24 protein-coding genes and 7 tRNA genes are annotated in these 24,492 nt (G+C 66.1%); 20 read left to right on the top strand and 11 right to left on the bottom strand.

The window, feature by feature from the left end; genetic code table 11:
• Together CKJ84_RS02340 and CKJ84_RS02335 are read right to left on the bottom strand one after the other, a co-directional pair.
• On the bottom strand, positions 1-1,203 hold the full coding sequence (locus CKJ84_RS02340) for an HRDC domain-containing protein (RefSeq protein ID WP_233125454.1): 1,203 nt from the start codon (positions 1,201-1,203) through the stop codon (positions 1-3).
• Between the two features lie 8 nt (positions 1,204-1,211).
• Positions 1,212-1,847 (bottom strand): DUF3000 domain-containing protein, encoded by a 636-nt coding sequence (locus tag CKJ84_RS02335; RefSeq protein ID WP_095536676.1) that lies wholly within the window; start codon positions 1,845-1,847, stop codon positions 1,212-1,214.
• A 141-nt stretch (positions 1,848-1,988) separates the two neighbouring features.
• Between CKJ84_RS02335 and hemQ the strand changes: the two genes are divergently transcribed.
• Positions 1,989-2,690, top strand: coding sequence for a hydrogen peroxide-dependent heme synthase (hemQ, locus tag CKJ84_RS02330; protein WP_095278957.1), 702 nt, complete (start codon positions 1,989-1,991; stop codon positions 2,688-2,690).
• A gap of 63 nt (positions 2,691-2,753) precedes the next feature.
• On the opposite strand, the gene msrB is transcribed toward hemQ, so the two are convergent.
• From msrB to CKJ84_RS02285, 9 genes are all read right to left on the bottom strand, one after another.
• A complete protein-coding gene (gene msrB, locus CKJ84_RS02325; protein WP_095545812.1) occupies positions 2,754-3,170 on the bottom strand; it encodes a peptide-methionine (R)-S-oxide reductase MsrB in 417 nt (138 codons plus the stop codon).
• Complete coding sequence (locus CKJ84_RS02320; protein WP_233125453.1) at positions 3,163-4,488, bottom strand: glycosyltransferase family 87 protein; 1,326 nt, start codon at positions 4,486-4,488, stop codon at positions 3,163-3,165. The genes msrB and CKJ84_RS02320 overlap by 8 nt, the downstream gene beginning before the upstream one ends.
• 50 nt (positions 4,489-4,538) lie before the next feature.
• The gene (locus CKJ84_RS02315; RefSeq protein WP_095534716.1) at positions 4,539-5,270 is read right to left on the bottom strand and encodes a pyrimidine reductase family protein; all 732 of its coding nucleotides are present in this window, start codon (positions 5,268-5,270) and stop codon (positions 4,539-4,541) included.
• Between the two features lie 71 nt (positions 5,271-5,341).
• Positions 5,342-5,414 (bottom strand) — tRNA-Gly (locus tag CKJ84_RS02310).
• A gap of 44 nt (positions 5,415-5,458) precedes the next feature.
• Positions 5,459-5,530 (bottom strand) — tRNA-Val (locus tag CKJ84_RS02305).
• A 15-nt stretch (positions 5,531-5,545) separates the two neighbouring features.
• A tRNA-Cys gene (locus tag CKJ84_RS02300) sits at positions 5,546-5,619 on the bottom strand.
• A 32-nt stretch (positions 5,620-5,651) separates the two neighbouring features.
• Positions 5,652-5,727: transfer RNA gene (locus tag CKJ84_RS02295), tRNA-Gly, on the bottom strand.
• 44 nt (positions 5,728-5,771) lie between these two features.
• Positions 5,772-5,843, bottom strand: a tRNA-Val gene (locus CKJ84_RS02290).
• Positions 5,844-5,859: 16 nt separating this feature from the next.
• A tRNA-Gly gene (locus CKJ84_RS02285) sits at positions 5,860-5,935 on the bottom strand.
• Between the two features lie 284 nt (positions 5,936-6,219).
• Between CKJ84_RS02285 and CKJ84_RS02280 the strand changes: the two genes are divergently transcribed.
• The 19 genes from CKJ84_RS02280 (at position 6,220) to CKJ84_RS02190 (ending at position 24,483) form a co-directional block, all read left to right on the top strand.
• Positions 6,220-6,291, top strand: a tRNA-Val gene (locus tag CKJ84_RS02280).
• A gap of 262 nt (positions 6,292-6,553) precedes the next feature.
• Positions 6,554-7,129 carry a copper resistance protein CopC gene (locus CKJ84_RS02275; protein ID WP_095536673.1) on the top strand — a complete coding sequence of 192 codons (576 nt, stop codon included), beginning with the start codon at positions 6,554-6,556 and terminating at the stop codon, positions 7,127-7,129.
• 10 nt (positions 7,130-7,139) lie between these two features.
• Positions 7,140-7,766 carry a copper chaperone PCu(A)C gene (locus tag CKJ84_RS02270; protein WP_095545811.1) on the top strand — a complete coding sequence of 209 codons (627 nt, stop codon included), beginning with the start codon at positions 7,140-7,142 and terminating at the stop codon, positions 7,764-7,766.
• A 22-nt stretch (positions 7,767-7,788) separates the two neighbouring features.
• Positions 7,789-8,973 carry a Dyp-type peroxidase gene (locus CKJ84_RS02265; protein WP_095545810.1) on the top strand — a complete coding sequence of 395 codons (1,185 nt, stop codon included), beginning with the start codon at positions 7,789-7,791 and terminating at the stop codon, positions 8,971-8,973.
• A 166-nt stretch (positions 8,974-9,139) separates the two neighbouring features.
• Positions 9,140-11,230, top strand: coding sequence for a threonine--tRNA ligase (thrS, locus tag CKJ84_RS02260; protein WP_095545809.1), 2,091 nt, complete (start codon positions 9,140-9,142; stop codon positions 11,228-11,230).
• A gap of 7 nt (positions 11,231-11,237) precedes the next feature.
• Positions 11,238-11,846: an HIT domain-containing protein gene (locus CKJ84_RS02255; RefSeq protein ID WP_233125452.1), complete on the top strand. Its 609-nt coding sequence runs from the start codon at positions 11,238-11,240 to the stop codon at positions 11,844-11,846.
• On the top strand, positions 11,824-12,459 hold the full coding sequence (gene pgsA / locus CKJ84_RS02250; protein WP_095276271.1) for a phosphatidylinositol phosphate synthase: 636 nt from the start codon (positions 11,824-11,826) through the stop codon (positions 12,457-12,459). The genes CKJ84_RS02255 and pgsA overlap by 23 nt, the downstream gene beginning before the upstream one ends.
• Positions 12,460-13,416, top strand: coding sequence for a phosphatidylinositol mannoside acyltransferase (locus CKJ84_RS02245; RefSeq protein WP_095545808.1), 957 nt, complete (start codon positions 12,460-12,462; stop codon positions 13,414-13,416).
• A 12-nt stretch (positions 13,417-13,428) separates the two neighbouring features.
• Positions 13,429-14,541, top strand: a complete 1,113-nt coding sequence (locus tag CKJ84_RS02240; RefSeq protein WP_279629691.1) for a glycosyltransferase family 4 protein — start codon at positions 13,429-13,431, stop codon at positions 14,539-14,541.
• Positions 14,538-15,038 carry a hypothetical protein gene (locus CKJ84_RS02235; protein WP_095276279.1) on the top strand — a complete coding sequence of 167 codons (501 nt, stop codon included), beginning with the start codon at positions 14,538-14,540 and terminating at the stop codon, positions 15,036-15,038. The genes CKJ84_RS02240 and CKJ84_RS02235 overlap by 4 nt, the downstream gene beginning before the upstream one ends.
• A gap of 11 nt (positions 15,039-15,049) precedes the next feature.
• Positions 15,050-15,955, top strand: coding sequence for an acyl-CoA thioesterase II (locus CKJ84_RS02230; RefSeq protein WP_095536667.1), 906 nt, complete (start codon positions 15,050-15,052; stop codon positions 15,953-15,955).
• Positions 15,956-16,043: 88 nt separating this feature from the next.
• Positions 16,044-16,796, top strand: coding sequence for a YebC/PmpR family DNA-binding transcriptional regulator (locus CKJ84_RS02225; protein WP_095276283.1), 753 nt, complete (start codon positions 16,044-16,046; stop codon positions 16,794-16,796).
• A gap of 123 nt (positions 16,797-16,919) precedes the next feature.
• On the top strand, positions 16,920-17,477 hold the full coding sequence (ruvC, locus tag CKJ84_RS02220; protein WP_095276286.1) for a crossover junction endodeoxyribonuclease RuvC: 558 nt from the start codon (positions 16,920-16,922) through the stop codon (positions 17,475-17,477).
• Positions 17,474-18,073, top strand: a complete 600-nt coding sequence (gene ruvA / locus CKJ84_RS02215) for a Holliday junction branch migration protein RuvA (protein WP_095276289.1) — start codon at positions 17,474-17,476, stop codon at positions 18,071-18,073. The genes ruvC and ruvA overlap by 4 nt, the downstream gene beginning before the upstream one ends.
• Positions 18,074-18,080: 7 nt before the next feature.
• On the top strand, positions 18,081-19,157 hold the full coding sequence (gene ruvB, locus CKJ84_RS02210; protein WP_095276291.1) for a Holliday junction branch migration DNA helicase RuvB: 1,077 nt from the start codon (positions 18,081-18,083) through the stop codon (positions 19,155-19,157).
• A gap of 31 nt (positions 19,158-19,188) precedes the next feature.
• A complete protein-coding gene (gene yajC, locus CKJ84_RS02205) occupies positions 19,189-19,572 on the top strand; it encodes a preprotein translocase subunit YajC (protein WP_095545806.1) in 384 nt (127 codons plus the stop codon).
• 78 nt (positions 19,573-19,650) lie between these two features.
• Positions 19,651-21,543, top strand: coding sequence for a protein translocase subunit SecD (secD, locus tag CKJ84_RS02200; protein ID WP_233125451.1), 1,893 nt, complete (start codon positions 19,651-19,653; stop codon positions 21,541-21,543).
• A gap of 2 nt (positions 21,544-21,545) precedes the next feature.
• Positions 21,546-22,772 (top strand): protein translocase subunit SecF, encoded by a 1,227-nt coding sequence (gene secF, locus CKJ84_RS02195; RefSeq protein WP_095545805.1) that lies wholly within the window; start codon positions 21,546-21,548, stop codon positions 22,770-22,772.
• A gap of 91 nt (positions 22,773-22,863) precedes the next feature.
• Complete coding sequence (locus CKJ84_RS02190; protein WP_233125450.1) at positions 22,864-24,483, top strand: ABC transporter substrate-binding protein; 1,620 nt, start codon at positions 22,864-22,866, stop codon at positions 24,481-24,483.
• Positions 24,484-24,492 lie beyond the last annotated feature (9 nt).

Genomic DNA, 24,492 nt, shown 5'->3' with positions numbered 1-24,492 from the left:
CTACTCGTCGGCGGCGGAAAGCCCCGCGGCCGCGATGATCGGCGCGACGAGCTCGCACTGCCAGGGCCGCGCGCCGAGCTCACTGAGCTCCTGCTGAGCCCGCCGCACATCCCAGGGGTGCAGCGAGTGCGACGCCTTCCACACCGCTGCGCGCAGCAGCTTCGTGGTGGCGATGGTGCTCGCCTCCATGTTCAGCGCGTCGGCGAGGTCCGCTACCTCGTCCCGGGCGGCCTCGAGCGCCTCGCTGAGCGCAGGGTACTCGCGGCGCATGGTCGACTTGGAGGGGACGTCCGTCGGCGCTGACTTCGGGCGGGTCGGCCACGTTGAGCGGTCCTGCTCGCGCGCCTCCGCCATCACATCCAGGCAGGCAGCGGCGAGGTCTTTGCGTCGACGGGGGAACCCCGGGACGGCCATGACGTCGCGGATGGTGGTCGGCTGGGCGAGTGCGATGTCGACAAGCACGCGGTTCTGCAGAATGTTGGACGGAGAGCGGTCGGAGCGCTTCGCCTGTGCCTCGCGCGCAGTCCACAGCGCCCTGGCAAGCTGCATGCTGAGCGCGCTGCTGATCCGCGAGGCTCCTTTCAGGTCGCGCCAGGAGCCCGTGCCAGTGCGGGGCGAGGAGGAGGTGTCCAGGATGTACGCAAACTCTTGCTCCGCAAACTCGAGCTTGCCGGTTTGCGCGAGCTCCTCGGCGAGCCCGTCGGCCAAATCGGTGAGGTAGGCCACGTCGAGCGCCGCGTAGTCCTGCCACTCTCGGGGCAGCGGTACCTTGGACCAGTCTTCGCGCCCGTGGCCCTTCTCCAGCACCACGCCGCAGATGCGCTCGACCATGTTGGCCAGGTTGGGGCGCTGGTATCCGGCGATGCGTGCGGCAACCTCGGTGTCAAACAGGCTGCCGGCGCACAGGCCCAGCTCGGACAGGCAGGGCAGGTCGCTCGCGGCGGCGTGGAGGATCCACGTCTCACCGTTCAGCACCGGTGAGAGGGCGCGGGTGGCGTCGTCGCGGTGCCCCTCGGGCGCAATGAGAAACGTGCCGGCGTCTTCGCGCTGCACCTGGATAAGGAATGCTCGGTCGCCGTAGCGAAACGTCGAGGCCCGCTCGGTGTCGACGGCGAACGGCCCGCGGCCTGCCGCCAGCGCCTCGGCCGCCTCCTGGAAGCCGGTGGGCGTATCGACGAGCCTGTAATTCACCTTTTCACACACGGGGCGAACTACTTGCGTGCACCCAGCGCGGTGACACCCTCCGGCGGCAGGCCCGCGACGTGCGCGAGCACCTTGGCAAACGCCTCGACGTGGCCCGAGAGGTCGATGCCCTCGGCGGTCCAGGAGGCGCGCATCTCCAGCTGGTAGGCGCGCGGCGGGCCGCCGATCTCGCCAAAGCGGACGGAGGCCGTGGAGGTGACGGTGCCTCCGAGGTTGGTGTAGCCCGCGCCGGCTTCGGCGAGCGACTCGTTGAGCCACTGCCATGCGACGTCCGGAAGCAGCGGGTCGGACGCGACCGCGTCGTCCATGTCGGCCTGGATGTAGGCCACGAGGCGCATGGACCCCTCCCACGCCTCCTCGGCGTCCGGGGAGTGCAGCAGGATGAGGCGGCCGAACGCGTCGCCCTCGCTGTCTGTGGGGACGGTGCCGGCCTCGTCGCCGGAGCGGTCGACCTCAAGCCCGACGGCGTGGCTGTATGGCGCGGGCCGCTGGGGTGGTCGGATGGTGCCGAGGGTGACTTCCGGCCGCAGCTTCGCAGCGTGCATAGACTCCACCGCAGCAGAGAAATCTGCGGGCAGGGAGGCGGTGTCGCTGTGCGGGGCGGGTGTGCCGTCGCCCGTGTTGGAGGAGTTGTCCGAATTCATCACAGGGTTCAACGTAGCTACCGTAGCGGCCCGCGGGTGGGAGGCGCGCCGAACGCCGGGGCGCGTGCCGACGGCGCGTAGACTGTCCTTACGACTTTCGGTTGATCTGGCCCGCCCGGGCCGAAGAAAGGATACAAACCTATGGCCAAGCTTGATTTCGACGCACTGAACTCCGTTCAGCGCTACCTCCAGTTTGCGGTGTTCCGCGCCATCCCCGGTGCTCTCGGCTCCGAGCGCGAGGAGCTGACCGCGGAAGCGAAGCGCTTCTTTGCGGACCTTGAGGCGGAAGGCAAGGTCGTCGTACGCGGGATCTACGACAACACGGGCATCCGCGCCGACGCCGACTTCATGATCTGGTGGCACGCCGAGGAGTTTGAGTACCTGCAGAAGGCGCTGGCAGATTTCCGGCGCACCACCGCCCTCGGCCAGCTGCTCGAGGTCTCGTGGCTGGGCAACGGCCTGCACCGCCCGGCTGAATTCAACAAATCCCACCTGCCCAGCTTCATCATGGGCGAGGAGGCAGAGGCCTGGATCACCGTGTATCCGTTCGTGCGCTCCTACGACTGGTACATCATGGACCCGCAGGAGCGCCGCCGCATCCTGGCCAACCACGGCAAAGCCGCGCGCGACTTCGCCGATGTCCGCGCGAACACGGTTGAGGCGTTCACGCTGGGTGACTACGAGTGGATGCTCGCTTTCGAGGCGCCCAGCCTGGAGCGCATCGAGGACCTCATGCACAAGATGCGCTACACCGAGGCGCGCCTTCACGTGCGCGAGGAGATCCCGTTCCAGACGGGTCGCCGCGTCGCGGACATTGGCGAGATCATCAAGATTCTGCCCTAAGCAGAGCACGCTTGTCGACGCCCCGTTGCAGACGCCGCGGTCCACGTGGCGTCGAGAAGCGTTTTACTTGCGCTCGTCGAGCGTCATCGAGATGGAGTTGATGCAGTAGCGCAGGTCGGTGGGGGTGTCAAAGCCTTCGCCGGCGAAGACGTGGCCGAGGTGGGACTCGCAGTTGGCGCAGAGCACCTCGGTGCGGACCATGCCGTGCGAGCGGTCCTCGTGCTCGATGATCGCATCACCCGCGAGCGGGCTGAAGAACGCCGGCCAGCCGCAGTGCGCGTCGAACTTCTCGGTGGAGCGGAACAGCTCCGCGCCGCAGGCACGGCAACGGTAGATGCCCTCGGTGGTGGTGTTGGTGTATTCGCCGACGCCCGCGGGCTCGGTGCCAGCCTGGCGCAGGACGTAGAACTCCTCGGGGGAGAGTTTTGCCTTCCAATCGTCCTCAGTGAAAGCGCTGTAATCGTTGCTGTTTTCAGTCATGCTGTGCCTCCTGTGCCTCCGGTGTCTTGCCCGGCTTGTGTAGCTCCTGTGCCGGTGCTGCTGGCAGACTACGCGTTAGCACTGAGATTACCCAAGCGGCGATTGCCACGATGAAGATTGCCCAACCCGCGGTGGGCAGGAATGTGTTGAGCCACCGGCCGGCCGGCCCGATGACGGTGCTGTTGAACTGGAGCGGGCTGACGCACAGAAGCAGGCCCGCCCACGGCGCGGCGATGTGGAACGGGCTGGCGCGGTGCAGCGCCGTAAACGCGGCGGGGAAGAGCATCATTGAGTAGTACGCCTGGCCGAGCGAGCTGAGCAGGCACACCCCGGCGAGGAGCACGGCGGTGGAACACGTGAGCCAGAGCCATTCGTCGCTAAAACGCCAGCGCGCAAGGCCCAGAACTCCGGCCGCGACGGCCGCGCCGAGCACGACGAAGAGGAGACCGTGCGCCCAGGCGGGCATGCCGAAGTAAACGGCGAAGCCCGCGAGCGAGGAGTTTGCGTAGTCGCGCGTGATGCCTAGGTACGGCACGAGCTTGGTCAGATAGTCGCTGGCGCCTGGAGTAAGCGGCCAGGCCACTACATTCAGGAGGGCTGGCACCGCGATTCCTGCGGCCACGGCCCTGAAACGCAGCTGCATGAGCGGCAGGACGAGAAGCGGGGCGAACATCGGCTTGATCAGGATGGCCAGGCCGAGGACAACCCCGGCGACGAGGAAGCGGCGGGCGCGGTAGCTGGCCAGGAACGCGGTGAGCGCCAACAGGAGGATGCCGTTGATGTTGGAAAAGACCAGCGTGTTGGTCACCGACTCCGTCGCAAACGCCGCCGCGAGCGCGACGGGGAACACGGGTCCGGTGAGCCGGCCACCCGCAAGACGGGTGCACCAGGCGAGCGCACCGATGATCGCGAGCGCGTTGGCCAGAATGAACCAGGGGCGCACGGTGTCTGGCGAGTCCGCCAATCCGAGCGGGGAGAGCAGGAGCGTCGCGCCAGGGTTGTACAGGTAATGCGGGTCCACGTAGTGGTAGACCTCGTTGTAGACCGGGACCCGCTGGATGAAGCGGTGCGTTGCCGCCCACACGGTGGTGAAGTCGTCGGTGGGTGAGCCCTCGCGGGCGAGCACGACAAGCCGGTGCACGATGAGCAGGATGGCCAGCGACCACGCGGCGGCCGTTACAGCGCGGGCGGAGGGGGAGTGAAGGTCCCCGGTGCTGCTGCGCGGCGCGGCGGCCGCGGTTGGGCGCGGCGCGGGCGAGGTCCACAGTGCGTTGATCCGCTGCTGCCAGCTGGGGGAGGGGTGAAGCGTGGTAGTCACGCGATTTACCGTACCGAACCGGGTGCGCGTTTCCGGTATCGCCGGTGCGGCTATTGGTCAGTGCGACGGTAGCGGCAAAACATGACGGAATCGTCGCTCGTGTGCACGTCTTCCAGGGCGAGACGCGCGTTGTAGTTGCCGCCGGCGCCGAAGAGCGTGGTTTCGACGTTGCCGTGGACGAGCGGGTCGATGGTGAGGTGGAGGACGTCGCCGAGGCCGGCCGCGAGGAGGGTTCCGTACAGCCCCGGTCCGCCCTCGCAGGTAATGCGGTTGAAACCGCGGGTGTGGAGGGCATCGATGATGGCGTGTGCGGAGCCGTCGCCGGTGGAGATGAGCTGCGCGTTGGCGTCGAGAAGCCTCTGGCGCGCGCTGGCGAGGCCCGGATCGTCGAGGGAGGCCTGCGGCGCGAGGAAGACCGGCGGCACTTCGGTGTCGGTGAATAGCTGCGAGGACGGGTCAAAGTCGAAGGATTTTGTGAGCACCGCGATAGGGGGGACGGGGGCTTGGCCGCGGGCGACCCGCTTGTCTCGCTCGGACTCGCTGCACTTGGCGCCGGAGTAGGTTTCGGCGCGGGCCGTGCCGGCGCCGACGAGGACGACGTCGGACCATGCGCGGACCGTGGTGAGGAGGGCCGCATCGATGTCGTTACCGAGCGATTCGGAGGTGCCTTCGACGGCGGCGGCGCCGGACAGTGACATTACTGCGATCAGCCTCAGCTCGCGCTCGGCGGGTGGGAGCGTGGGGCCTAGCAGGTCGGCGGTGGTGAACGGTGTCTGCTTCATGCATGCCAGCATAAAGAAGCAGGGGCACATGCAAAAACACCGCCGGGGAAGAACCCGACGGTGTTGCGTAGAGCGGATGACGAGACTCGAACTCGCGACCCTCACCTTGGCAAGGTGATGCGCTACCAACTGCGCTACATCCGCGGGGCAAGCGTGAGCTTGCCACAAGCCTTCTTGCGAAGACTTTGTGCGCGATACTGGGATCGAACCAGTGACCCCTACCGTGTCGAGGTAGTGCTCTACCGCTGAGCTAATCGCGCGGGCTGTTTCCAGCTTGGAGGTGGATACGGGAATCGAACCCGTGTACACGGTTTTGCAGACCGTTGCCTAACCACTCGACCAATCCACCTTGGAGCTTCCTCCAAAGTACCCGTATGTACTTGGAGCGGATGACGAGACTCGAACTCGCGACCCTCACCTTGGCAAGGTGATGCGCTACCAACTGCGCTACATCCGCATGGCAAACATGAGCTTGCCCCGAGTCTTGCTATGAAGACTCTGTGCGCGATACTGGGATCGAACCAGTGACCCCTACCGTGTCGAGGTAGTGCTCTACCGCTGAGCTAATCGCGCTCATCCCTTACGGGATTGGAGCGGATGACGAGACTCGAACTCGCGACCCTCACCTTGGCAAGGTGATGCGCTACCAACTGCGCTACATCCGCACGCACCTTATTGCCTGTCAACATCGTGACCAGCACTGCGTGGTGCGAGATAAAACATTAACCGGTTGGCAATCATAGTCCAAATCGTGAGGTCATGCCCCGATTTCCGATGTCGCTGAGTCGATCTCTGAGTTACATCGTTGTCGTTTGACGTGCCCGCCCCTTCGCTTATCGACGCTACCGCTATCCCCACACTTCCGTGAGGGGGATAGGCGTGCTGAAGTGTGTTGTGTCCTGCGGATTCGTGGAATCGCGGGGTGGCGTTGTAAAGTATCAACTCGTTCGGTCCTATGGCTCAGTGGAAGAGCGTTCCGTTCACACCGGAAAGGTCGCTGGTTCGATCCCAGCTAGGACCACAGATTGCGCCCCGGCGAGATGTTTTCTCGCCGGGGTTTTCGCGTCGCCTCGACTTGTGGAAATCGACGAGGGCAAGTGCGCCGCATCTGCGCTCGGCTTCGGTCTGCCGCTGCTGGCGCTGTGGATCCTTAGCCCCGCATTGGGGTATATCAACCGAAAGTTGGGGTGCCGGGAACTCTAGTGCAGCACTGTGCGACTACTCTCCCAAGAATGTAAACAACCCGTTACGTTCACGTGACGTTGAAAAGGAGAGCTCAATTTATGCAACGCACCATTGCAGCCACCGCCGCTGTCATCGGAACGTTGGCGCTCGCAGCGCCAACCGCCTATGCGCATGACTCTGTGATCAGCGGCACTCCAGACAACGAGTCCACGGTCCAAGCGTTCCCCGACACCATCTCGCTGGAGTTCTCGGGGCAGCCGCAGGAGGGCTTCAACACCGTTGCGCTTTCCCGCGCGTCGGATGGCGAGGTGCTTTTTACCGGCGAGCCGGAGATCGACGGTCGCGTTGTCACCATCGACGTCCCCGACGAGGTTGAATCCAACGCCGAGCCGGGGGAGTACACGGTCGGCTACCAGATCATTTCCTCCGATGGTCACTCGACGAAGGGGATGTCCAGCTTCACTTTCGAGCCGGGCGCGTCCGACGCCGCAGACAACGCCGACAACACCGAAGCCGCCGACGAAGAGGGCGGCAATTCGGGCCTGCTGACCATTCTGGGCATCCTGCTCGGCGTGCTCGTCTGCGCTGGTGCCGCCGTCGCCGCGCTGGCGAAGTCCCGGAAGTTCCGTGCGTTGAATGATGACGGCGCGGCGTCGACAAGCGAAAAGCGATAAGGAGCAGACGATGAAGATCACCCGCACAATAGTGACCGCGCTTGTCGCGGCGACCGCCCTCGGAGTTGCGGGCTGCAGCCCCTCCAATCAGGAGGACTCGACGCAGCCAAGTGCGACTGCTGCTTCGAGCGAGGTGAATGAGTCGAGCACAGCGAATGATGCCGAAGCACAGCTGCAGGGCGCGGGCGACATCAAACTCGAGGACGCGACGGTGCGCGCGAAGGCGGCGGCCGATGGCGCCGAGGGCTCGGAAATGACTGCGATCTTTGGCACCATCCACAACACTGCTGACCACGACATCACGATCACTGGGTTCTCTACATCCTTGGGGGAAGCCGACTACCAGATCCACGAGACCGTCGACGGGACGATGCAGCAGAAGGAGGGCGGCATCACGATTCCGGCAGGCGGGACCGATGAGCTCGCGCCCGGCGGCGATCACCTCATGATCATGGGGTATGCGCCCGAGATCGCTGCAGGTGACACGGTGGATGTGTTTTTCGAAACGTCCGACGCGGAGGGGAGCGAGCAGGGCATCGTTGTCCAAGGCGTGGCCGTGCGCTCCATGCTGCCCGGTGGCGAGGAGTACGGCGACGGCGGCGAGATAACCGCCCACGAGCACGCGGACAGTCACTAGGCAAGAAGGGGTAGGCACGACGATGGAGGTATCTCGGCGCGGATTCTTGGCGGCGGGCGCGGGAGGGGTCGGTGTGACGTCGTTAAGCATGCTCTCCTCATGCGCGGAGCAACCGGGCGCTGCGCCGCAGGAACTCCCGCTGCGCAGCGCCTCCATTGCCTTCGACGGCGCGCACCAGGCAGGCGTGCAACAGCCCGCGCAGGCGAGCCTGAACCTCATTGGTTTCCGCTTGAACCAGGGCGTGGACGCAAAGGCAATCGTGCGGCTCATGCGCCTGTGGACGGAGGACGCGCGGCGGCTGACCGCGGGGCAAAACCCGCTGGGAAGCCTCGAGCCGGAGCTCACCACGTGGCCGGCGAACCTCACCATCACCTGCGGGTTTGGTCCGCGGATCTTCCAGGTCGCGGCGCCGCATGTCGCGCCCGCATGGCTTCACGGCATCCCCGCGCTGTCTCGCGATCAGCTCGACCCACAGTGGGGGCAGACTGATCTGGTGCTCCAGATCTGCTGCGACGACCCGGTGATGGGCGCGTGGGCGATGCGGCACATGACGCGCGCCGGCGTAGATTACGTGCGTACCGCCTGGGTGCAGCAAGGGTTTGTCAACGCGCACGGGGCGACGCCGGAAGGCGAGACCCCGCGCAACCTCTTCGGCCAGGTCGACGGCACCGTGAACCCGCGCACCGACGAGGATTTCGCGCAGCAGGTGTGGATCAACGAAGGCCCGCTGGCGGGTGGGACCTCGCTGGTGGTGCGCAGGATTGCGATGCACCTTGACACCTGGGAGCTGCTGGACCGCCGCTCTCGCGAAGAGGTCGTCGGCCGCACTTTAGCCACTGGTGCTCCGCTGACCGGCGGCGACGAGTTCACCGAGCCCGACCTTCAGGCTCGAGACGCCTACGGGCTGCCGGTGATCGACCCGAACTCGCACATGGCCCGCGCCCGCGCCACCGGCGCCAAAATCCTGCGCCGCCCATACAATTACAGCCTGCCGCCGGAGCCGGGTGCCACCGAGCTTTCCAACGTCGGCCTTATCTTCATGGCCTACCAGCAGGACCCGGACGCGAGCTTCACCCCGCTGCTCACTCACCTCGATGAGGCGGACCGCCTCAACGAGTGGATCACCCACATCGGCTCTGCCGTCTATTACATCCCGCGCGGCACGGCGGCGGGCGAGTACTGGGGTCAGGGCCTGCTCCAGGGCTAGTTTGCTTATCGACGCCCACTCGCACCCCACCCACCCAGTCCAACCAACCCCGGCGGGGTAGTATTACCAACGATGTGCCGGGCCCGCTGTGCCCGGCGCAGGACGGAACGAACACGTGGGGTGCGTCCAGGTATGGCGGACCCCTTTGACGCGCAAAGGAGCGCCAATGGCCACCGATGTAACCGACGTAGCCGATGAGGCCGATGAGAATGTGCAGGTAGAGTTCGCCCCCTTCGAGGTCCCCGCTGGGACCCCGGTCGGTGCCGCAATGCGCGAGCTAGACCTGCCCAACAAGGGCGACAACGCCATCGTTGTTGTCCAGGACGAGGCGGGGGAGCTCAAGGACCTCTCGCACGTTCCGTCCGAAACCGCCACCTTCACGCCGGTCCCCGCCAACACTGAGCTGGGTCGCTCGGTGATCCGCCACTCGTGCGCGCACGTACTCGCGCAGGCCGTGCAGGCGGAGTTTCCGGGCACCAAGCTGGGCATCGGTCCGGCGATCAATGACGGCTTCTACTACGACTTCGACGTTGCCGAGCCCTTTACGCCGGAGGACTTGAAGAAGCTGGAAAAGCGGATGAAGAAGATCATCAAGCAGGGCCAGAAGTTTGTCCGCGGGGTGTACGAGTCCACTGACGTGGCGTCGGAAAAGCTCGCGAACGAGCCCTACAAGCTCGAGCTGATCCAGGACAAGGGCAACGTTGACCCGGATTCGGACGAGGCGACCGAGGTCGGGGCGGGCGAGCTGACGCACTACGACAACGTCAACCCGCGCACGGGCGATGTCGAGTGGTTTGACCTTTGCCGCGGCCCGCACGTGCCCACCACCAAGTACATCCCGGCCTTCGCGCTGACCCGCTCGTCTGCGGCGTACTGGCGCGGCGACCAGAAGAACGCTGGCCTGCAGCGTGTCTACGGTACCGCCTGGGAGTCCAAGGAGAAGCTCGCCGAGTACATGACCATGCTGGAGGAGGCGGAGAAACGTGATCACCGCCGCCTGGGCAACGAGATGGACCTGTTCTCCTTCCCCGACGAGGTCGGCTCCGGCTTGCCGGTGTTCCACCCGGACGGCGGCATCGTCCGCATGGTGATGGAAGAGCACTCGCGCCAGCGCCACCTGAAGGCCGGTTACTCCTTTGTAAACACCCCGCACGTGACCAAGGGCGACTTGTTCAAGAAGTCGGGCCACCTGGACTGGTACGCGGACGGCATGTTCCCGCCGATGCAGCTCGACGGCGAAGTCGACGAGGATGGCAATGTGACCAAGCAGGCCGTTGACTACTACGTCAAGCCGATGAACTGCCCGATGCACAACCTCATCTTCGACTCCCGCGGCCGTTCCTACCGCGAGCTGCCGCTGCGCCTGTTCGAGTTCGGCACCGTCTACCGCTACGAGAAGTCCGGCGTGGTCCACGGCCTGACCCGTGCGCGCGGCTTCACGCAGGATGACGCCCACATCTACTGCACCGAGGACCAGCTGGAAGAGGAGCTGACCAGCGTCCTGGAGTTCATCATCTCGCTGCTCAAGGACTACGGCCTTGATGACTTCTACCTGGAGTTGTCCACCAAGGACCCGGAGAAGTACATCGGCGACGACGACATCTGGGATCGCTCCACCAACATCCTGCGCTCCGTGGCGGAGAAGTCTGGCCTGGAGCTCGTCCCGGACCCGGCGGGCGCGGCCTTCTACGGCCCGAAAATCTCCGTGCAGGCGCGCGACGCCATCGGCCGCACCTGGCAGATGTCCACCGTGCAGCTGGACTTCAACCTGCCGGAGCGCTTCAACCTGGAGTACACGGGCCCGGACGGCGCTAAGACCCGCCCGGTGATGATCCACCGCGCGCTCTTCGGCTCCATCGAGCGCTTCTTCGGCGTGCTGCTCGAGCACTACGCCGGTGCGTTCCCCGCCTGGCTCGCACCGCACCAGGTGGTGGGCATTCCCGTGGCCGACGAGTTTGCGGACCACCTGGAGGGCATCGTGAGCAAGCTGCGCGAGTCCGGGATCCGGGCTGAGGTCGACCACTCCGACGACCGCATGCAGAAGAAGATCCGCACCCACACCACCGGAAAGGTGCCCTTCATGCTGCTCGCTGGCGCACGGGACGTGGAGGCCGGCGCGGTCAGCTTCCGCTTCCTGGACGGCACCCAGGTCAACGGCGTGCCGGTGGACGAGGCCGTCGAGCTGATTACCAACTGGGTTGCTGAGAAGCTCAATGCGCAGCCGAGCGAGGAAGCCATTGCAGCGCGCCGAGGGTAGGGACGACGTGGCGTCGGCAAGCTCGAGCCCGCGCGACTACGTGGACTCGGGAGCCGGCGACGCGGACCGGCTGCAGCGACTTTGGGCCCCGTACCGGTCCAACTACATTGCAGCGATGCCGGAGCGCAGCGCGGACCCCTTCGTGGAGATCCCGAAGGGGAGCGACGAGGACGGGCTGATCATCGCACGTGGTGAAACCGTCTACGCGCTGCTCAACCTCTACCCCTATAACGCGGGCCACCTGATGGTGGTGCCGTACCGCAAGGTTGCGGCGCTTGAGGCGCTGACCGACGCGGAAACTGCGGAGCTGATGGTGTTTGCCAAGCGCGCCATCCGCACGCTCAAGTCCGTGTCCAACCCGGAGTCCATCAACGTGGGCCTGAACTTGGGCAAGGCGGCGGGCGGATCGGTGAGCGATCACCTGCACCTGCACGTGGTTCCGCGGTGGGCGGGAGACTCGAACTTTATGACTGTGATCGGCGGGACGAAGGTGCTGCCGCAGCTGCTGCGCGAGACGCGCGCAGTCCTCGCGGACGCCTGGGTGGCGCTCGAGCGCGACACCGACTCCGCCGAGGCGCCGGAAGGAGGCGACGATGCTGAGCGTCCACGGGCGTAAACCCGCTGCCGTGGTGGTCAAACCGGTTGCCAAGGCGCTGCTCAAGGTCGGGATGACCCCAAACGTCACCACGCTTGTGGGCACCGCGGCGACCGTGCTCGCCTCCGTTGTGCTCATCCCCACCGGCCACCTCGTTTGGGCTGCGTTGCTGTCTATCTTCTTCGCCGCGTTCGACATGGTCGACGGCACGATGGCGCGACTGCGCGGCGGGGGCACCGCGTTCGGGGCGACGCTGGACGCCAGCTGCGACCGCATCACGGACGGTGCGCTCTTCGCCGCCATCGCCATGTGGCTCATCTACGTGGACAACGCGCAGCCGTACAATGTGGCCGTCTGCCTTGCCGTGCTGGTGCTCTCGCAGGTGATTAGTTACGTCAAGGCGCGCGGAGAGGCCGGCGGGCTGCGCATCGTCGGTGGGCTCATCGAGCGCCCCGAACGGCTCATCATCGCCCTGGCGGGGCTTTTCCTCGAGGGCTTCGGCGTGCACCACGCCATCGAGGTGTCGCTGTGGGTCCTCCTCGTCGGCTCCGTATTCACGGTGGGCCAGCGCCTGCTGTACGCGGCGCGCGACCCCAAGTCCGACGGCAAGCTGGCACCACCCGCGGGGGCGTAGATGGCAGTACTCGACCCGGTGACGGCGGGGTACCTCGCCGGTTGGAAGCTCGTGGGACGGCTGCCCGAATCCGTCACTGGCCGGGTGTTCGCGCGGGGCGCCGATTGGGCGTCCGGCAACGGGGCGGGGCCGGAGATGCTCCGCCGCAACCTCACCCGCGTCGTCGGCCCCGAGCGCGTGACGCGCGAGCTCGTACGCGATGCGATGCGTTCCTACGCGCGCTATTGGCACGGGGCGTTCCGCTTGCCGCAGCTCGCCGGACAGCCCGGGCTGCTCGCCGAGCTCGATGCAGGCGTGCAGGGGCGGGCGCTTATCGACGCTTCTCTGGACAAGGGCCACGGCTTGATCCTCACCCTGCCCCACACTGGGAACTGGGACATGGCCGGCATGTGGTTAGCGCAGCGCTACGGGGGATTCACGACTGTCGCTGAACGGGTCAAGCCGGAGGCCTTGTTTGATGCGTTCGTGGACTTTCGGGAGCAGCTCGGCTTTGAGGTCCTCCCGCTCACCGGCGGGCAGCGCCCTCCGTTTGCACGGCTGAAAGAGGTCCTCCGCGGGAACGGGATCGTCTGCCTCATGGGCGAGCGCGACCTTACCGGGAAGGGGATCGCAGTTGACTTTTTCGGCGAGGAAACCACCATCCCTGCGGGGCCGGCGAAGCTCGCTCAGGAGACGGGGGCAGCGCTGTGTGTCGCCCACTCGTGGTTCGAGCGAGACCTGACGCTGCCGCGATGGGGGTTCAGCGTCACCGGCATTGAGGTGCCGGAGGCGACGCCGGGCGCCGGCCAGGAGGGGCTCGCGGTCACCGCGCAGCGGGTCGCGGACGTGTTCGCCGCGAACATCGCTCGGCACCCGCGTGATTGGCATGCGCTGCAGCCCATTTGGCCCGCGGATGCGGCGTGGCGCAAGCAGGCACACCCGCGGCGGGAGCCTATTGCACAGGGCGGGGAGGCGTAAGTGCGCATTGGCATGGTTTGCCCGTATTCCTTTGACAAGCCCGGCGGGGTGCAGTCGCACGTGCTCGATCTCGCGCGCGTCTTCCGCGCCCGCGGGCACGACGTGCGGGTGCTGGGGCCGGCGTCGGCGAGCACTCCACTGCCAACATGGGTGAGGCGCGGCGGGCTTGCGGTACCCCTGCGCTACAACGGCTCGGTGGCGCGCATCGCCTTCGGGCCGCAGGTGAGCCGAGTGACCCGAGAATTCCTGCGGAACGGCAACTTCGACGTCCTGCACGTGCACGAACCGAACTCTCCCAGCTACTCCATGGTGGCGACCCGCCTGGCGCGGGGGCCAATTGTTGCGACCTACCACGCGTCCGCCCGGAGCTCCTACGCGCTCCGGTTCGCGCTGCCCATGCTGCGCGGAAATTTGGAGAAGATCCGCGGCGGGATCGCGGTTAGCGAGCTTGCGAGGCGCTGGCAGGTGGAGCAGGTGGGGACGGACCCGATTGTCATCCCGAACGGGGTGGATACGGCGCTGTTCCGTCGAGCTCGAGAATCGGCGGACGGGTGGAAGGCCAGCGCCGACACGGACGCGGTGGAAATCGTGTTTCTGGGCAGGCTGGATGAACCGAGGAAGGGGTTGGGGACCTTTTTGGGTGGTGTGGAAAAACTTGGTCTTCCGGTACGGGTGACGGTGATGGGTGCGGGGCACCACCGGCCGGTGCCCGGGGTGCGGTTCGTCGGCGCGGTGAGCGACGCGGAAAAGGCGGCGATCCTCGGGCGCGCGGACATTTTCGTCGCGCCAAACACGGGCGGGGAGTCCTTCGGCATCGTGCTGGTAGAGGCGATGGCCGCCGGCTGCGCCGTGGTGGCGAGTGACTTGGAGGCATTCGCGCGCGTGTGCGGCGCTGATACTGCGCACCCCGCAGGGGTGCTGTTTCCCGTCGGCGACGAGGACGCGCTCGCAGACTGCCTTCGCGCGCTCGTTGCAAACCCGCAGCTGCGCAGGCAGTTGGTTGCGCGCGGCACGCAGCGAGCCCGCGAGTACGACTGGGCTACCGTGGCCGATCGGATCATGGCGGTCTACGAGACGGTGGCGCCGGTCGGGCCCGGGGCGGCAGAGAAGGTGTCGGTGCGATGACCTGGCTAGCAGTGTGCGCTGCGGTGGCGGTCACCGCGTTCCTTGCCTGGGCGTACTTCACGGCGCAGCGGCTTGACCGGTTGCACATGAGGGTGGACCGCACCCGTGACGCGCTGCAGGCGGCGCTCGACCGGCGGTGCGCTGTCGTCGCGGCGACACTGCCCGCGCTGCGCGATCAGGCGCGGGCAACGGAGGAAGTGCGGCTGGACCCGCGAGACATTGCACACCGTCTCCGGCGGGAGGACGCGCTGTCCGTGGCGCTCACGCGCGTGCAGAAAGAGTGCGCGGGGAGCGCACCGGAGGTTGCGCACTCCCTCCGTGACGCGGAGACCCGCGTCTTCCTCGCGCTGCGTTTTTACAACGAGGCGGTGTCAGACACGCGGGCGTTGCGGCTGCGTCCACTTGTGCGCGCGCTGCACCTCGGCGGTACCGCGGCACTGCCGGAATACGCAACGATGACCGAGCTGGAGGGCCCCGCCCCCGCGCGAAATGCGTAAGGTCGTGTCACATGAGCGCTACACTTTCGAACCTTTCGGAGTCCCCGACCTACATCCAGCGCATCCTGGATCTTGAGCGATGTGACGGAAACGAGCCAGACACCTTCCGCGGTGCGGCAATGCATTCGGACCATTTCGTCCGCACGTTTGGAGGACACGTCGCTGGTCAAGCGCTCGTGGCCGCCACGCGCACAGTGGAGGGTAAAAAGGTCCACTCGCTGCACGGATACTTCCTGCGCCCCGGGGACGCGAACGCGGAAACCGAGTATCGCGTCGGCCGCCCGCGCGACGGCCGCAGTTTTGCCACCCGCACCGTCGAGGCACTCCAGGGCGGGGAAGTGCTCTTCTCCATGCAAGCCAGCTTCCACCGCGCCGGCGATGAAGGCCCGGAGCACTCCGACGAGATGCGCGCGGTTCCCGCGCCGGACGAGCTGCCCGCCGAGACGAAAGCGCCCAACCTTGGGCCAGGGTCGCGCCACGACCTCAACGAGTGGGACATCCGCGTGGTGCCGCCGGAGATGTACTCGCCGAACCAATACACCACGAGCCAACAGGTGGTGTGGTTCCGATCGACGAGGAGGTTGCCGGACGAGGACACGTTCCACGCGTGCACGCTGACCTATATGTCAGACATGACGCTGCTGCACTCGGCACTCGCCGCGCACCCCGGCCACCAAGTCCAGCTGGCCTCGCTGGACCACGCGGTGTGGTTCCTGCGTCCGTTCCGGGCCGACGAGTGGCTGCTCTACGACCAAATCTCGCCGTCTGCGCACGCCGGCCGGGCTTTGACCCACGGCCGCATCTTCGACCAGCAGGGGCGCCTGGTCGCCGTGGTGGTGCAGGAGGGGCTGACGCGCAACCTTCGCGAGGGCGCCCACGCCGTGCCCGAGCGGGATCCTCGCCCGGAACCAATGTAGCGCCCCAAGCAGGCCCCCGGAACGGGGTGAGCGGGGGACACGTATACTTAGCCAAGTTCATCTACTCGCGACGAAAAAGGGGTGCCAGATGTCGGGCCACTCAAAGTGGGCTACTACCAAGCACAAGAAGGCTGCGAACGACGCGAAGCGTTCCAAGCTGTGGGCGAAGTTGATCAAGGACATCGAGGTGGCCGCTCGTACGGGCGGCGGCGATCCTGCAGGCAACCCAACGCTCGATGACATGATCAAGAAGGCCAAGAAGGCCTCGGTGCCGGGCGACAACATCGAGCGCGCCCGCAAGCGCGGCTCCGGCGAGGAAGCTGGCGGCGCGAACTGGGAGTCTGTGATGTACGAGGGCTACGGCCCGAACGGCATCGCGCTGCTCATCGAGTGCTTGACCGACAACCGCAACCGCGCGGCTACTGAGGTCCGTACCGCGATGACCAAGAACGGCGGCAACATGGGCGATTCCGGCTCCGTTGCTTACATGTTCAAGCGCACCGGCATCGTCACCATGAAGAAGGGCGAGCTGACCGAGGACGACGTGCTCATGGCTGTGCTCGACGCTGGCGCCGAGGAAGTCAACGACCTGGGCGAGGAGTTCGAGGTCGTCTGCGAACCCTCCGATACGCAGGCCGTGCGCGACGCGCTCAAGGCTGAGGGCATCGAGGTTGAAGGTGCGGATCAGGACTTCCGCGCAGACATCGAGGTCGACGCCGACGTCGCCGCCGCGAAGAAGACCCTCAACCTCATCGATGCGCTCGAGGATTCGGACGACGTGCAGAACGTGTACACCAACATGAACATCTCCGACGAGGTCGCCGCCCAGCTGGACGACTAGCCTCCGCCGCGTCGCCCCGCCGCGCGCCCGACTCGTACGGGTGCCCGGCGGGGCTTTCGCGCTTATCGACGCCCTGTGGTAGAACATTTGTGTTAGATGGTTCATTGCTCGTGGGAGGTTGGAATGCAGCTCGAGGGGCTCCGCGTCATGGGGATTGACCCAGGCCTGACCCGGTGCGGCCTTTCCGTGGTGCAGGCCGGGCGAGGCCGCCAGATCCTTCCCATCTCGGTAGGAGTGGTGCGCACCCCGTCCAACGCGGACCTCTCCGAGCGCCTGCTGCGCCTGTCGCGTGCGGTCTCGGAGTGGATGGACGAGTACCGCCCGGATGTGATCGCCATGGAACGTATTTTTGAGCGCGGCAACGTCTCCACCGTCATGCACACTGCCCACGCGGTCGGGGTTCTCGTCCTGGCAGCGGCGGAGCGTGGCATCGCGGTGCATATGTACACCCCTTCCGAGGTGAAGAAGGCCATTTCCGGCAACGGACGCGCGGACAAAAAGCAGATGACGGTTATGATTACCCGTATCCTTGGGCTTTCGGAGCCGCCGAAGCCCGCGGACGCGGCAGACGCGCTGGCTATCGCGGTGTGCCACTGCTGGCGGGCCCCGCTGCTCGCACGGAGCGCGCACGCTGAGCGGCTGGCCCAGGCGCAGCGCACAAGGACAAAGGAGAAGACATGATTGATTCCCTCAACGGCGAGGTCATCTCGATCGGGTTGGACCACGCGGTCATCGAGTGCGCCGGCGTCGGCTACCGCTTCTTGGCAAGCCCACCCACGCTGGCCGCGCTGACCCGTGGTGAGCAGCGCCGCGTGCTCACCTCCATGGTGGTCAAAGACGACGGCGTGACGCTCTATGGCTTCGCTGACGACGATGCGCGCGAGATGTTCCACCGCATGCAAAGCGTCACGGGCCTGGGGCCCAAGCTGGCGCTCGCCGCGCTTTCCGTCTTTAGCCCCGCTGAGTTGGCCACCCACATCGCGGAGCAAAACGCCAAGCGCATCCAAACGATTCCCGGTGTGGGCAAGAAGATGGCGGACCGCATCGTGCTCGAGCTCAAGGACAAGGTTGCCACCCTGGCTGCTCCCGAGCAGGAGGCACCCGCCCCCGCCGCAACAACCTCGTTCGCCACGGAGCAGGTCGTCGAGGCGCTCGTCGGACTCGGCTTCCCGGAGCGCAGCGCCCGCCCGGTCGTTGACGCGATCGCGGCAGAGCAGCCGGACGCGGCCAGCTCCGCGCTCCTGCGCGCGGCCCTGACCCAGCTGGGCAAGAAGTGAGGCCCAAATGTCGGATGTAGAAAAGACTGAATTTTCCCTCCCGGACGGCATGGCGCGCCCGGGCAATTCGCTTATCGACGCCACTTCGCAACCCGAGGAGCGTGACGCCGAAAAGTCGTTGCGCCCGAAATCCATCAGCGAGTTCATCGGCCAACCGAAGGTCCGCGAGCAGCTGGGCCTGGTCCTCGCTGGGGCACGCAGCAGGGACGTCACCCCGGACCACATTTTGCTGTCCGGCCCGCCGGGCCTGGGAAAGACGACGATGGCCATGATCATCGCGCAGGAACTGGGGACCTCGCTGCGCATGACCTCCGGCCCAGCACTGGAGCGCGCGGGCGATCTGGCGGCGATGCTGTCCAACCTCATGGAGGGCGACGTCCTCTTCATTGACGAGATCCACCGGATCGCCCGCCCGGCCGAGGAGATGCTCTATATGGCGATGGAGGATTTCCGGATTGACGTGATCGTCGGCAAGGGCCCCGGCGCCACGTCGATCCCCCTGGAGATCCCGCCGTTTACCCTCGTCGGCGCGACGACTCGCGCCGGAATGCTCACCGGACCGCTGCGCGACCGCTTCGGGTTTACCGCGCAAATGGAGTTCTACGACGCCGAGGACCTGACCAAGGTGGTCACCCGCGCGTCCTCCATTTTGGGAGTGAGCATTGACGAGGACGCGGCGGTGGAGATCGCCTCGCGCTCGCGCGGCACGCCGCGTATTGCCAACCGCCTCCTGCGCCGCGTGCGGGACTGGGCCGATGTGAACGGCGACGGCCACGTGGACCTCGCGGCCGCGCAGGCGGCGCTGGCGGTGTTTGACGTGGACGAGCGCGGCCTTGACCGCCTCGACCGTGCCGTGCTGGACTCGCTCATCCGTGGCCACGGTGGTGGGCCGGTGGGTGTGAACACCCTGGCCATCGCGGTCGGCGAGGAGCCCTCGACCGTCGAGGAGGTCTGCGAGCCCTACCTCGTGCGCGCTGGGTTGATGGCGCGGACGGGCCGCGGCCGCGTCGCCACGGCGGCGGCTTGGCAGCACCTGGGCATCACGCCGCCTCCGGAAGCGCCGGGCCAACTCAACCTCTCGTAGGCACACCTGCGGCCTATGAAACAATGGGCGCATGGAAATTGTTTACATCCTCATCGTCCTGGCCATCTTCTTGCTGCCGTCGCTGTTGATGATGCGCAGCCAGAAGAAGCGTCAACGCCAGATGCAAGAGATGCAACGCTCGATTGCTCCCGGCGACCGGATTGTCAACGTCGCCGGTTTCCACTGCACCGTGGTGGAGAACAACGGCGAGACGCTGCGGGTGGAACTGGCCCCGAACGTCGTGGCCACGATGGAAACCGCGGGCGTGATGAAGCGCGTGGACCCGCAGGGTTCCACCCAGGCCGACGTGCCGACCGACACCGAGTACCCAGCGCACCTGGCACCCAGCCCGACGCTTCCCATGTACCGGGGGAGGGGTCGGGCACCAATTTTTTGCCCCAATGCCGTAGCATAATCCGTTGTGCAAGTGCCGGACACCCGTCTCGGGTGCCCTGGGCAGCAAAGATCAAAGAACAGCAGAGGAGTCAGCTCAGTGTCCTCAAACACTCGGCGTTCCGGCGAATTGAGATCAAAACGTACGTGGCCAGGCAAAGCCCTGGCGCTGTTTTTGCTCATCGTCATCGGCGTGTACGCATTAGTCTTCTTTACCGGCGACAAGTCGGCATCGCCGAAGCTCGGCATTGACCTGCAGGGCGGTACCCGAGTCACCCTCGTTCCGCAGGGTGAGGAGCCAACGCGCGAGCAGCTTAACGACGCCCGCCGTATCCTGGAGAACCGCGTCAACGGCATGGGCGTCTCCGGCGCGACCGTCGTGGTGGACGGCAACACGATCGTCATCACCGCCGCCGGCGACGACACCTCCGAGGTCCGCAACATCGGCCAGACCTCCCAGCTGCTGTTCCGCCCGGTGGAGGAGATGCCCTCCCCGGATGCCGCCGCAATTGGCCCGGCAGTGTTGGACATGGCAAACGAGTGGGTCAAGTACGGCGTGATGACGAAGGAAGAGGCGCAAGGGCTCCTCGACCAGTCGATGGGCGGCCAGGACGGCCAGCCGAACCCGAATACGCCGAAGATCGAAGCCGATCCGCTGCCCGAGCCCGAGGGGCCGGTTGAGGCTGCCGACCGCCGCTCCGAGGTGACGGAGATGCTCCGCGAGTCCCGCCAGTCCGACGACCCGACGAAGCAGTTCGCTTCCTTCATCCTCCTGTCGCAGAAGTGCGCCACCCAGGAAGTCGACCCGCTCGCGGGTACCGACGCAGAGGATCGTCCCCTGGTCGCCTGCGATTCCTCGACGCGCCAGCCGCTGCTCCTCGGCGAGGTACCGCTGCTTGAGGGCGTGACTGAGGAAGATGGTCCGCGCCTGACTGGCGAGCAGATCGACACCGCCCGCCCGATTACCGGCGGCTACAACCCGCAGAGCTCGCAGATGGAGATCAGCTTTGCGTTTAGCCAGAACGGCGACGTCAATGGTTCTTCCACCTGGGCTGCATTGACCAGCGAGATGATTGGCAAGCAGATCGCTATCACCCTGGACTCCCAGGTCATCTCCGCACCGCAAATCCAGGGCGCGACCCCGGTCGGCTCCGCCACCGCCATCACCGGCGACTTCACGCAGGAAGAGGCCGAGGGGCTGGCCAACAACCTCCGCTACGGTGCGCTGCCGCTGTCCTTCGCCGGTGAAAACGGCGAGCCGGGCGGCACCGCGCTGACCGTCCCGCCGTCACTCGGCCTGGCCTCGCTCAAGGCGGGCCTGTACGCCGGCCTGGTTGGCTTGGCACTGGTCGCCCTGTTCGTGTTCGCGTACTACCGCCTGTACGGCCTGATTTCGCTGGCCACCCTGGCGGTCTCCGGCGTCCTGGTCTACGGGTCCCTGGTGCTGCTCGGTCGCTGGATCGGCTACTCGCTCGACCTGTCCGGCATCGCCGGTCTGATCATCGGTATCGGTACGACGGCCGACTCCTTCGTGGTGATCTACGAGCGCATCAAGGATGAGGTCCGCAAGGGCAAGACGTTCCGCTCCGCCACAGCGTCCGGCTGGGACCGCGCGAAGGAGACCGTGGTGACCGGCAACATGGTCACGCTCATCGGCGCGGTGATCATCTACTTCCTGGCTGTGGGCGACGTGAAGGGCTTCGCGTTCACCATGGGTCTGACCACGGTGTTCGACCTCCTCGTCACCTTCCTGGTCACCGCGCCGCTGCTCATCCTGGCGTCTCGCAGTAAGTTCTGGGGCAGGCCGTCCGTCAGCGGTATGTCCAAGGCGTTTGCCACTGCGAACAGGAAGAAGGACACTGACACAGACAAGGACACTGACACAGCTCGGACCAAGGCCGCCGAATCGACTGGGTCGACGGTGGTGGAGGTCGGCGGGGGAAGCGTCGATAAGCAACTGGCCCCCACTCGCGACGACTCTGAGGAGAAGTAACCATGACGAGTTCTATTGCGAACACCGCGCCCGCGGCTCAGATGGACCGGCGCGAGCGGCTGCACACCGAGGACGGCGCCATCGACTTCGTCGGACGCCGGAAGCTCTGGTACTCCATCACCCTCGGCCTGCTGGTCGTCGCCGTCGTGGCGATGCTGGCACGTGGGTTCAACCTGGGTATCGACTTTGAGGGCGGCACGAAGATGTCCATGCCCGCTGGCGACCTCGTCGCCGAGGAAGTCGAGGACACGTTTGTTGACGCCACCGGGGTGACCCCGGAGCTGACGCAGATCGTCGGCGCTGGTGACGCGCGCACCCTGGAGATCAATTCCGAGCACCTGAGCCAGGAGCAGATCGACCAGGCTCGCCAGGCAATCTTTGAGCAGTACCAGCCGAAGGACGAGAAGGGCGACGTTACCGCGAACGCGATCGGTGACTCAACCGTGTCCGAGTCGTGGGGCGACACGATTACTCAGCGCATGCTGCTGGCAATGCTCGTGTTCGTCATCGCCGCGGCCGTGTACGTGGCAGTGCGCCTGCAGCGCGAGATGGCGTTGGCCGCACTGGCCGCGCTCGTGGTGGACGCCGTCCTCATTATGGGCTTCTACGCGCTCTTCGGGCTCGAGGTCACCCCGGCGATGATCATCGGCCTGCTCACGGTGCTCACCTTCTCTCTTTATGACACGGTCATCGTGTTTGACAAGGTGAAGGAGAATACCTCCGGAATCCTTGATTCGCGCAGGTCCACCTACGCGGAGCAGGCGAACCTGGCGATCAACCAGACCGTGATGCGTTCTATTTCCACCACCGTGATTTCCGCACTGCCGATTATCGCGCTGATGATCGTGGCGGTGTGGATGCTCGGCGTGGGTACGCTGCGCGACCTGGCGCTCATCCAGCTCATCGGTGTGATTGAAGGCGTGTTCTCGTCGCTGTTCCTGGCGACCTCGCTGCTGGTGACCTTCATCGAGCGCCGGAAGAAGTTCCGCGACCACAACGCGGCGGTGCAGGCGTTCCGCAACGGTGACACCGCAGAGCACGGCGAAGGTGCTGAGGGCGCTGAAGGCGCTGAGAGCATTGGGCGAACTGTGGCGGAGCATGGGAAGCGCACCGTCGGATCTATTTCCCAGCGCACCTCCGGCGAAGCTGACGCCGCTGGCAAGGGGACCGGGGCGGACTCGTTCGGCGACACGCCGGGCGGGGCTGCGACCTGGAGGCCGGGGCGCTAGACAGAAGGAGAGTCACGCAGTGCCACAGCACGGGAGAACACACCGAAAAACAGACGGAACTCGGCGCAGACATCAGGTGGGCCGAGGCGCGGTGGCGTCGCTTAGCGCAGCTTGCCTGTTGGCGGGGACGCTCACGGCGTGTAGCGGCGGTGATGAGGACCCGAACGGGAAGCTCGACGAGCAGCATTTCGGATACCAGGTGTCCGGTCCGCTCCTCACCACCAACGCCGGCAGCCTCGAAGGCACGTCCACGCAGGCGCACCGCCTGTCTGGCCGTCTGTACCCGGGCGTGTTCGTGCCGGGGCCGGGCGGGGAGATGATCCCGAACACGGACCTGATCAGTGCGCAGCCCCTTCCAGGCCCGCAGCGCCGCGTAACCTACACCATCTCGGACAACGCCGTCTTCTCCGACGGAACGCCGGTGACGTGCACCGACTACCTGCTCGCGTTTACGGCGGGACAGCACCCTGAGATCTTCGGGTCGCACCTTCCGCTTTTCGACGACACCGAGTCTCTCGACTGCACCTCGGGCAGTAAGACCTTCACCGTGGTGTTCAAGGAGGGCCGCGGGGACCGGTGGCAGGACCTCTTCGGTGCCGGCACCGTGCTGCCCGCGCACGCTGTAGCGCGGAAAGCGGGGAAGAGCGTCGAGGAGCTCAACGCTGCGCTGCAATCCGAGGATCCCGCACAGCTCGCCCCGATTGCGCTGATCTGGCACCACGGGTTCGACTTTGCGCAATTCGATCCGGAACTTCAGGTTTCTTTTGGCCCGTACGTGATTGAGAGCTACGGCGCTCAGGGAGAAGTGAACCTGATTGCCAACGAGCACTACTACGGCGACCGGCCGGCGATCGATCACCTCGTTATCTGGCCTGGCACCGCGGACAGCGGCGAGCTGTACCGCGGGGGCGGGCTCAAGGTCGCAGACCTGGACGACCCGAACCCGGAGTGGTTTGACGTGAACGCCGAGGACAACCAGGTCGACATCTCCACGGTGGTCGGGCAGCTCTCCGAGATGCTCACCTTCCCTGAGACCGGGGTCTGGGCCATTCCGGAGAACCGGCAAGCACTGTCGCGGTGCCTTGACCCTCGCGGCGTGGCGGCCGTTTCGAGCGAGCACGCCGGCGTGCAGGTTCCGCCCGCCCCGGTCCACGTGCTGCAGCAAGACGATCCGCTCACCTCCCGCGTGGAGGACGTGGCGGCGCCGTTCATGGACGTCAATATCGACGAGGCGAGCGTTTTGAGCGGGATGGAGGTGCGCGTGGCGTACCCGTACCCGAATGCCCGCCAGGCCGCGATGGTCGAGGCAATGCGCCGCAGTTGCGAGCCCGCCGGCGTGAACATCGTGGACGTGACGGGGGAGGGCAAAACGCTGGCGGATCTGCCGCACCTTGCCACCAACGAACAGGGTATGCAGTTTGTCACCGACGGCGAGGTCGACGCGCTGCTGCGCCCGGTCGACCCGATGAAGGAGTACCCCGCCGCAGCAAACCAGGGCAACCAGGTGGGCAACCTGCGCGCCCAGGAGCACGCGCTGTGGGAGCAGCTGCCTTCGGTGCCGCTGGCCGCGCAGCCCCGCACGTTCGCTGTGAACCGCGGTGTGGGCAACGTCGTGCCGTACACCGGTCTGGCGGGAATCGGCTGGAACATGGACCGATGGCGCATCATGCCGCAGGATGCAATACCATCGTCATCTGGTGGGCAGCAGTAGTTCCCGCTG

Source organism: Corynebacterium sp. NML 120412, assembly GCF_002285155.1.
Taxonomy (GTDB): Bacteria; Actinomycetota; Actinomycetes; order Mycobacteriales; family Mycobacteriaceae; genus Corynebacterium; species Corynebacterium gottingense.
Note: the sequence above shows the minus strand (reverse complement) of the source record. Positions and strands in the feature narration are given on the sequence as shown.

Coding starts and splice junctions, on each gene's coding strand:
- CKJ84_RS02240 (WP_279629691.1), top strand. CDS start 13,429: ATGGTTTGCCCGTATTCCTTTGACAAGCCCGGCGGGGTGCAGTCGCAC.
- ruvB (WP_095276291.1), top strand. CDS start 18,081: ATGTCGGATGTAGAAAAGACTGAATTTTCCCTCCCGGACGGCATGGCG.
- CKJ84_RS02245 (WP_095545808.1), top strand. CDS start 12,460: ATGGCAGTACTCGACCCGGTGACGGCGGGGTACCTCGCCGGTTGGAAG.
- CKJ84_RS02230 (WP_095536667.1), top strand. CDS start 15,050: ATGAGCGCTACACTTTCGAACCTTTCGGAGTCCCCGACCTACATCCAG.
- CKJ84_RS02275 (WP_095536673.1), top strand. CDS start 6,554: ATGCAACGCACCATTGCAGCCACCGCCGCTGTCATCGGAACGTTGGCG.
- CKJ84_RS02235 (WP_095276279.1), top strand. CDS start 14,538: ATGACCTGGCTAGCAGTGTGCGCTGCGGTGGCGGTCACCGCGTTCCTT.
- msrB (WP_095545812.1), bottom strand. CDS start 3,170: ATGACTGAAAACAGCAACGATTACAGCGCTTTCACTGAGGACGATTGG.
- secF (WP_095545805.1), top strand. CDS start 21,546: ATGACGAGTTCTATTGCGAACACCGCGCCCGCGGCTCAGATGGACCGG.
- CKJ84_RS02225 (WP_095276283.1), top strand. CDS start 16,044: ATGTCGGGCCACTCAAAGTGGGCTACTACCAAGCACAAGAAGGCTGCG.
- CKJ84_RS02270 (WP_095545811.1), top strand. CDS start 7,140: ATGAAGATCACCCGCACAATAGTGACCGCGCTTGTCGCGGCGACCGCC.
- pgsA (WP_095276271.1), top strand. CDS start 11,824: ATGCTGAGCGTCCACGGGCGTAAACCCGCTGCCGTGGTGGTCAAACCG.
- ruvA (WP_095276289.1), top strand. CDS start 17,474: ATGATTGATTCCCTCAACGGCGAGGTCATCTCGATCGGGTTGGACCAC.
- CKJ84_RS02265 (WP_095545810.1), top strand. CDS start 7,789: ATGGAGGTATCTCGGCGCGGATTCTTGGCGGCGGGCGCGGGAGGGGTC.
- CKJ84_RS02315 (WP_095534716.1), bottom strand. CDS start 5,270: ATGAAGCAGACACCGTTCACCACCGCCGACCTGCTAGGCCCCACGCTC.
- yajC (WP_095545806.1), top strand. CDS start 19,189: ATGGAAATTGTTTACATCCTCATCGTCCTGGCCATCTTCTTGCTGCCG.
- ruvC (WP_095276286.1), top strand. CDS start 16,920: ATGCAGCTCGAGGGGCTCCGCGTCATGGGGATTGACCCAGGCCTGACC.
- thrS (WP_095545809.1), top strand. CDS start 9,140: ATGGCCACCGATGTAACCGACGTAGCCGATGAGGCCGATGAGAATGTG.
- hemQ (WP_095278957.1), top strand. CDS start 1,989: ATGGCCAAGCTTGATTTCGACGCACTGAACTCCGTTCAGCGCTACCTC.
- CKJ84_RS02335 (WP_095536676.1), bottom strand. CDS start 1,847: ATGAATTCGGACAACTCCTCCAACACGGGCGACGGCACACCCGCCCCG.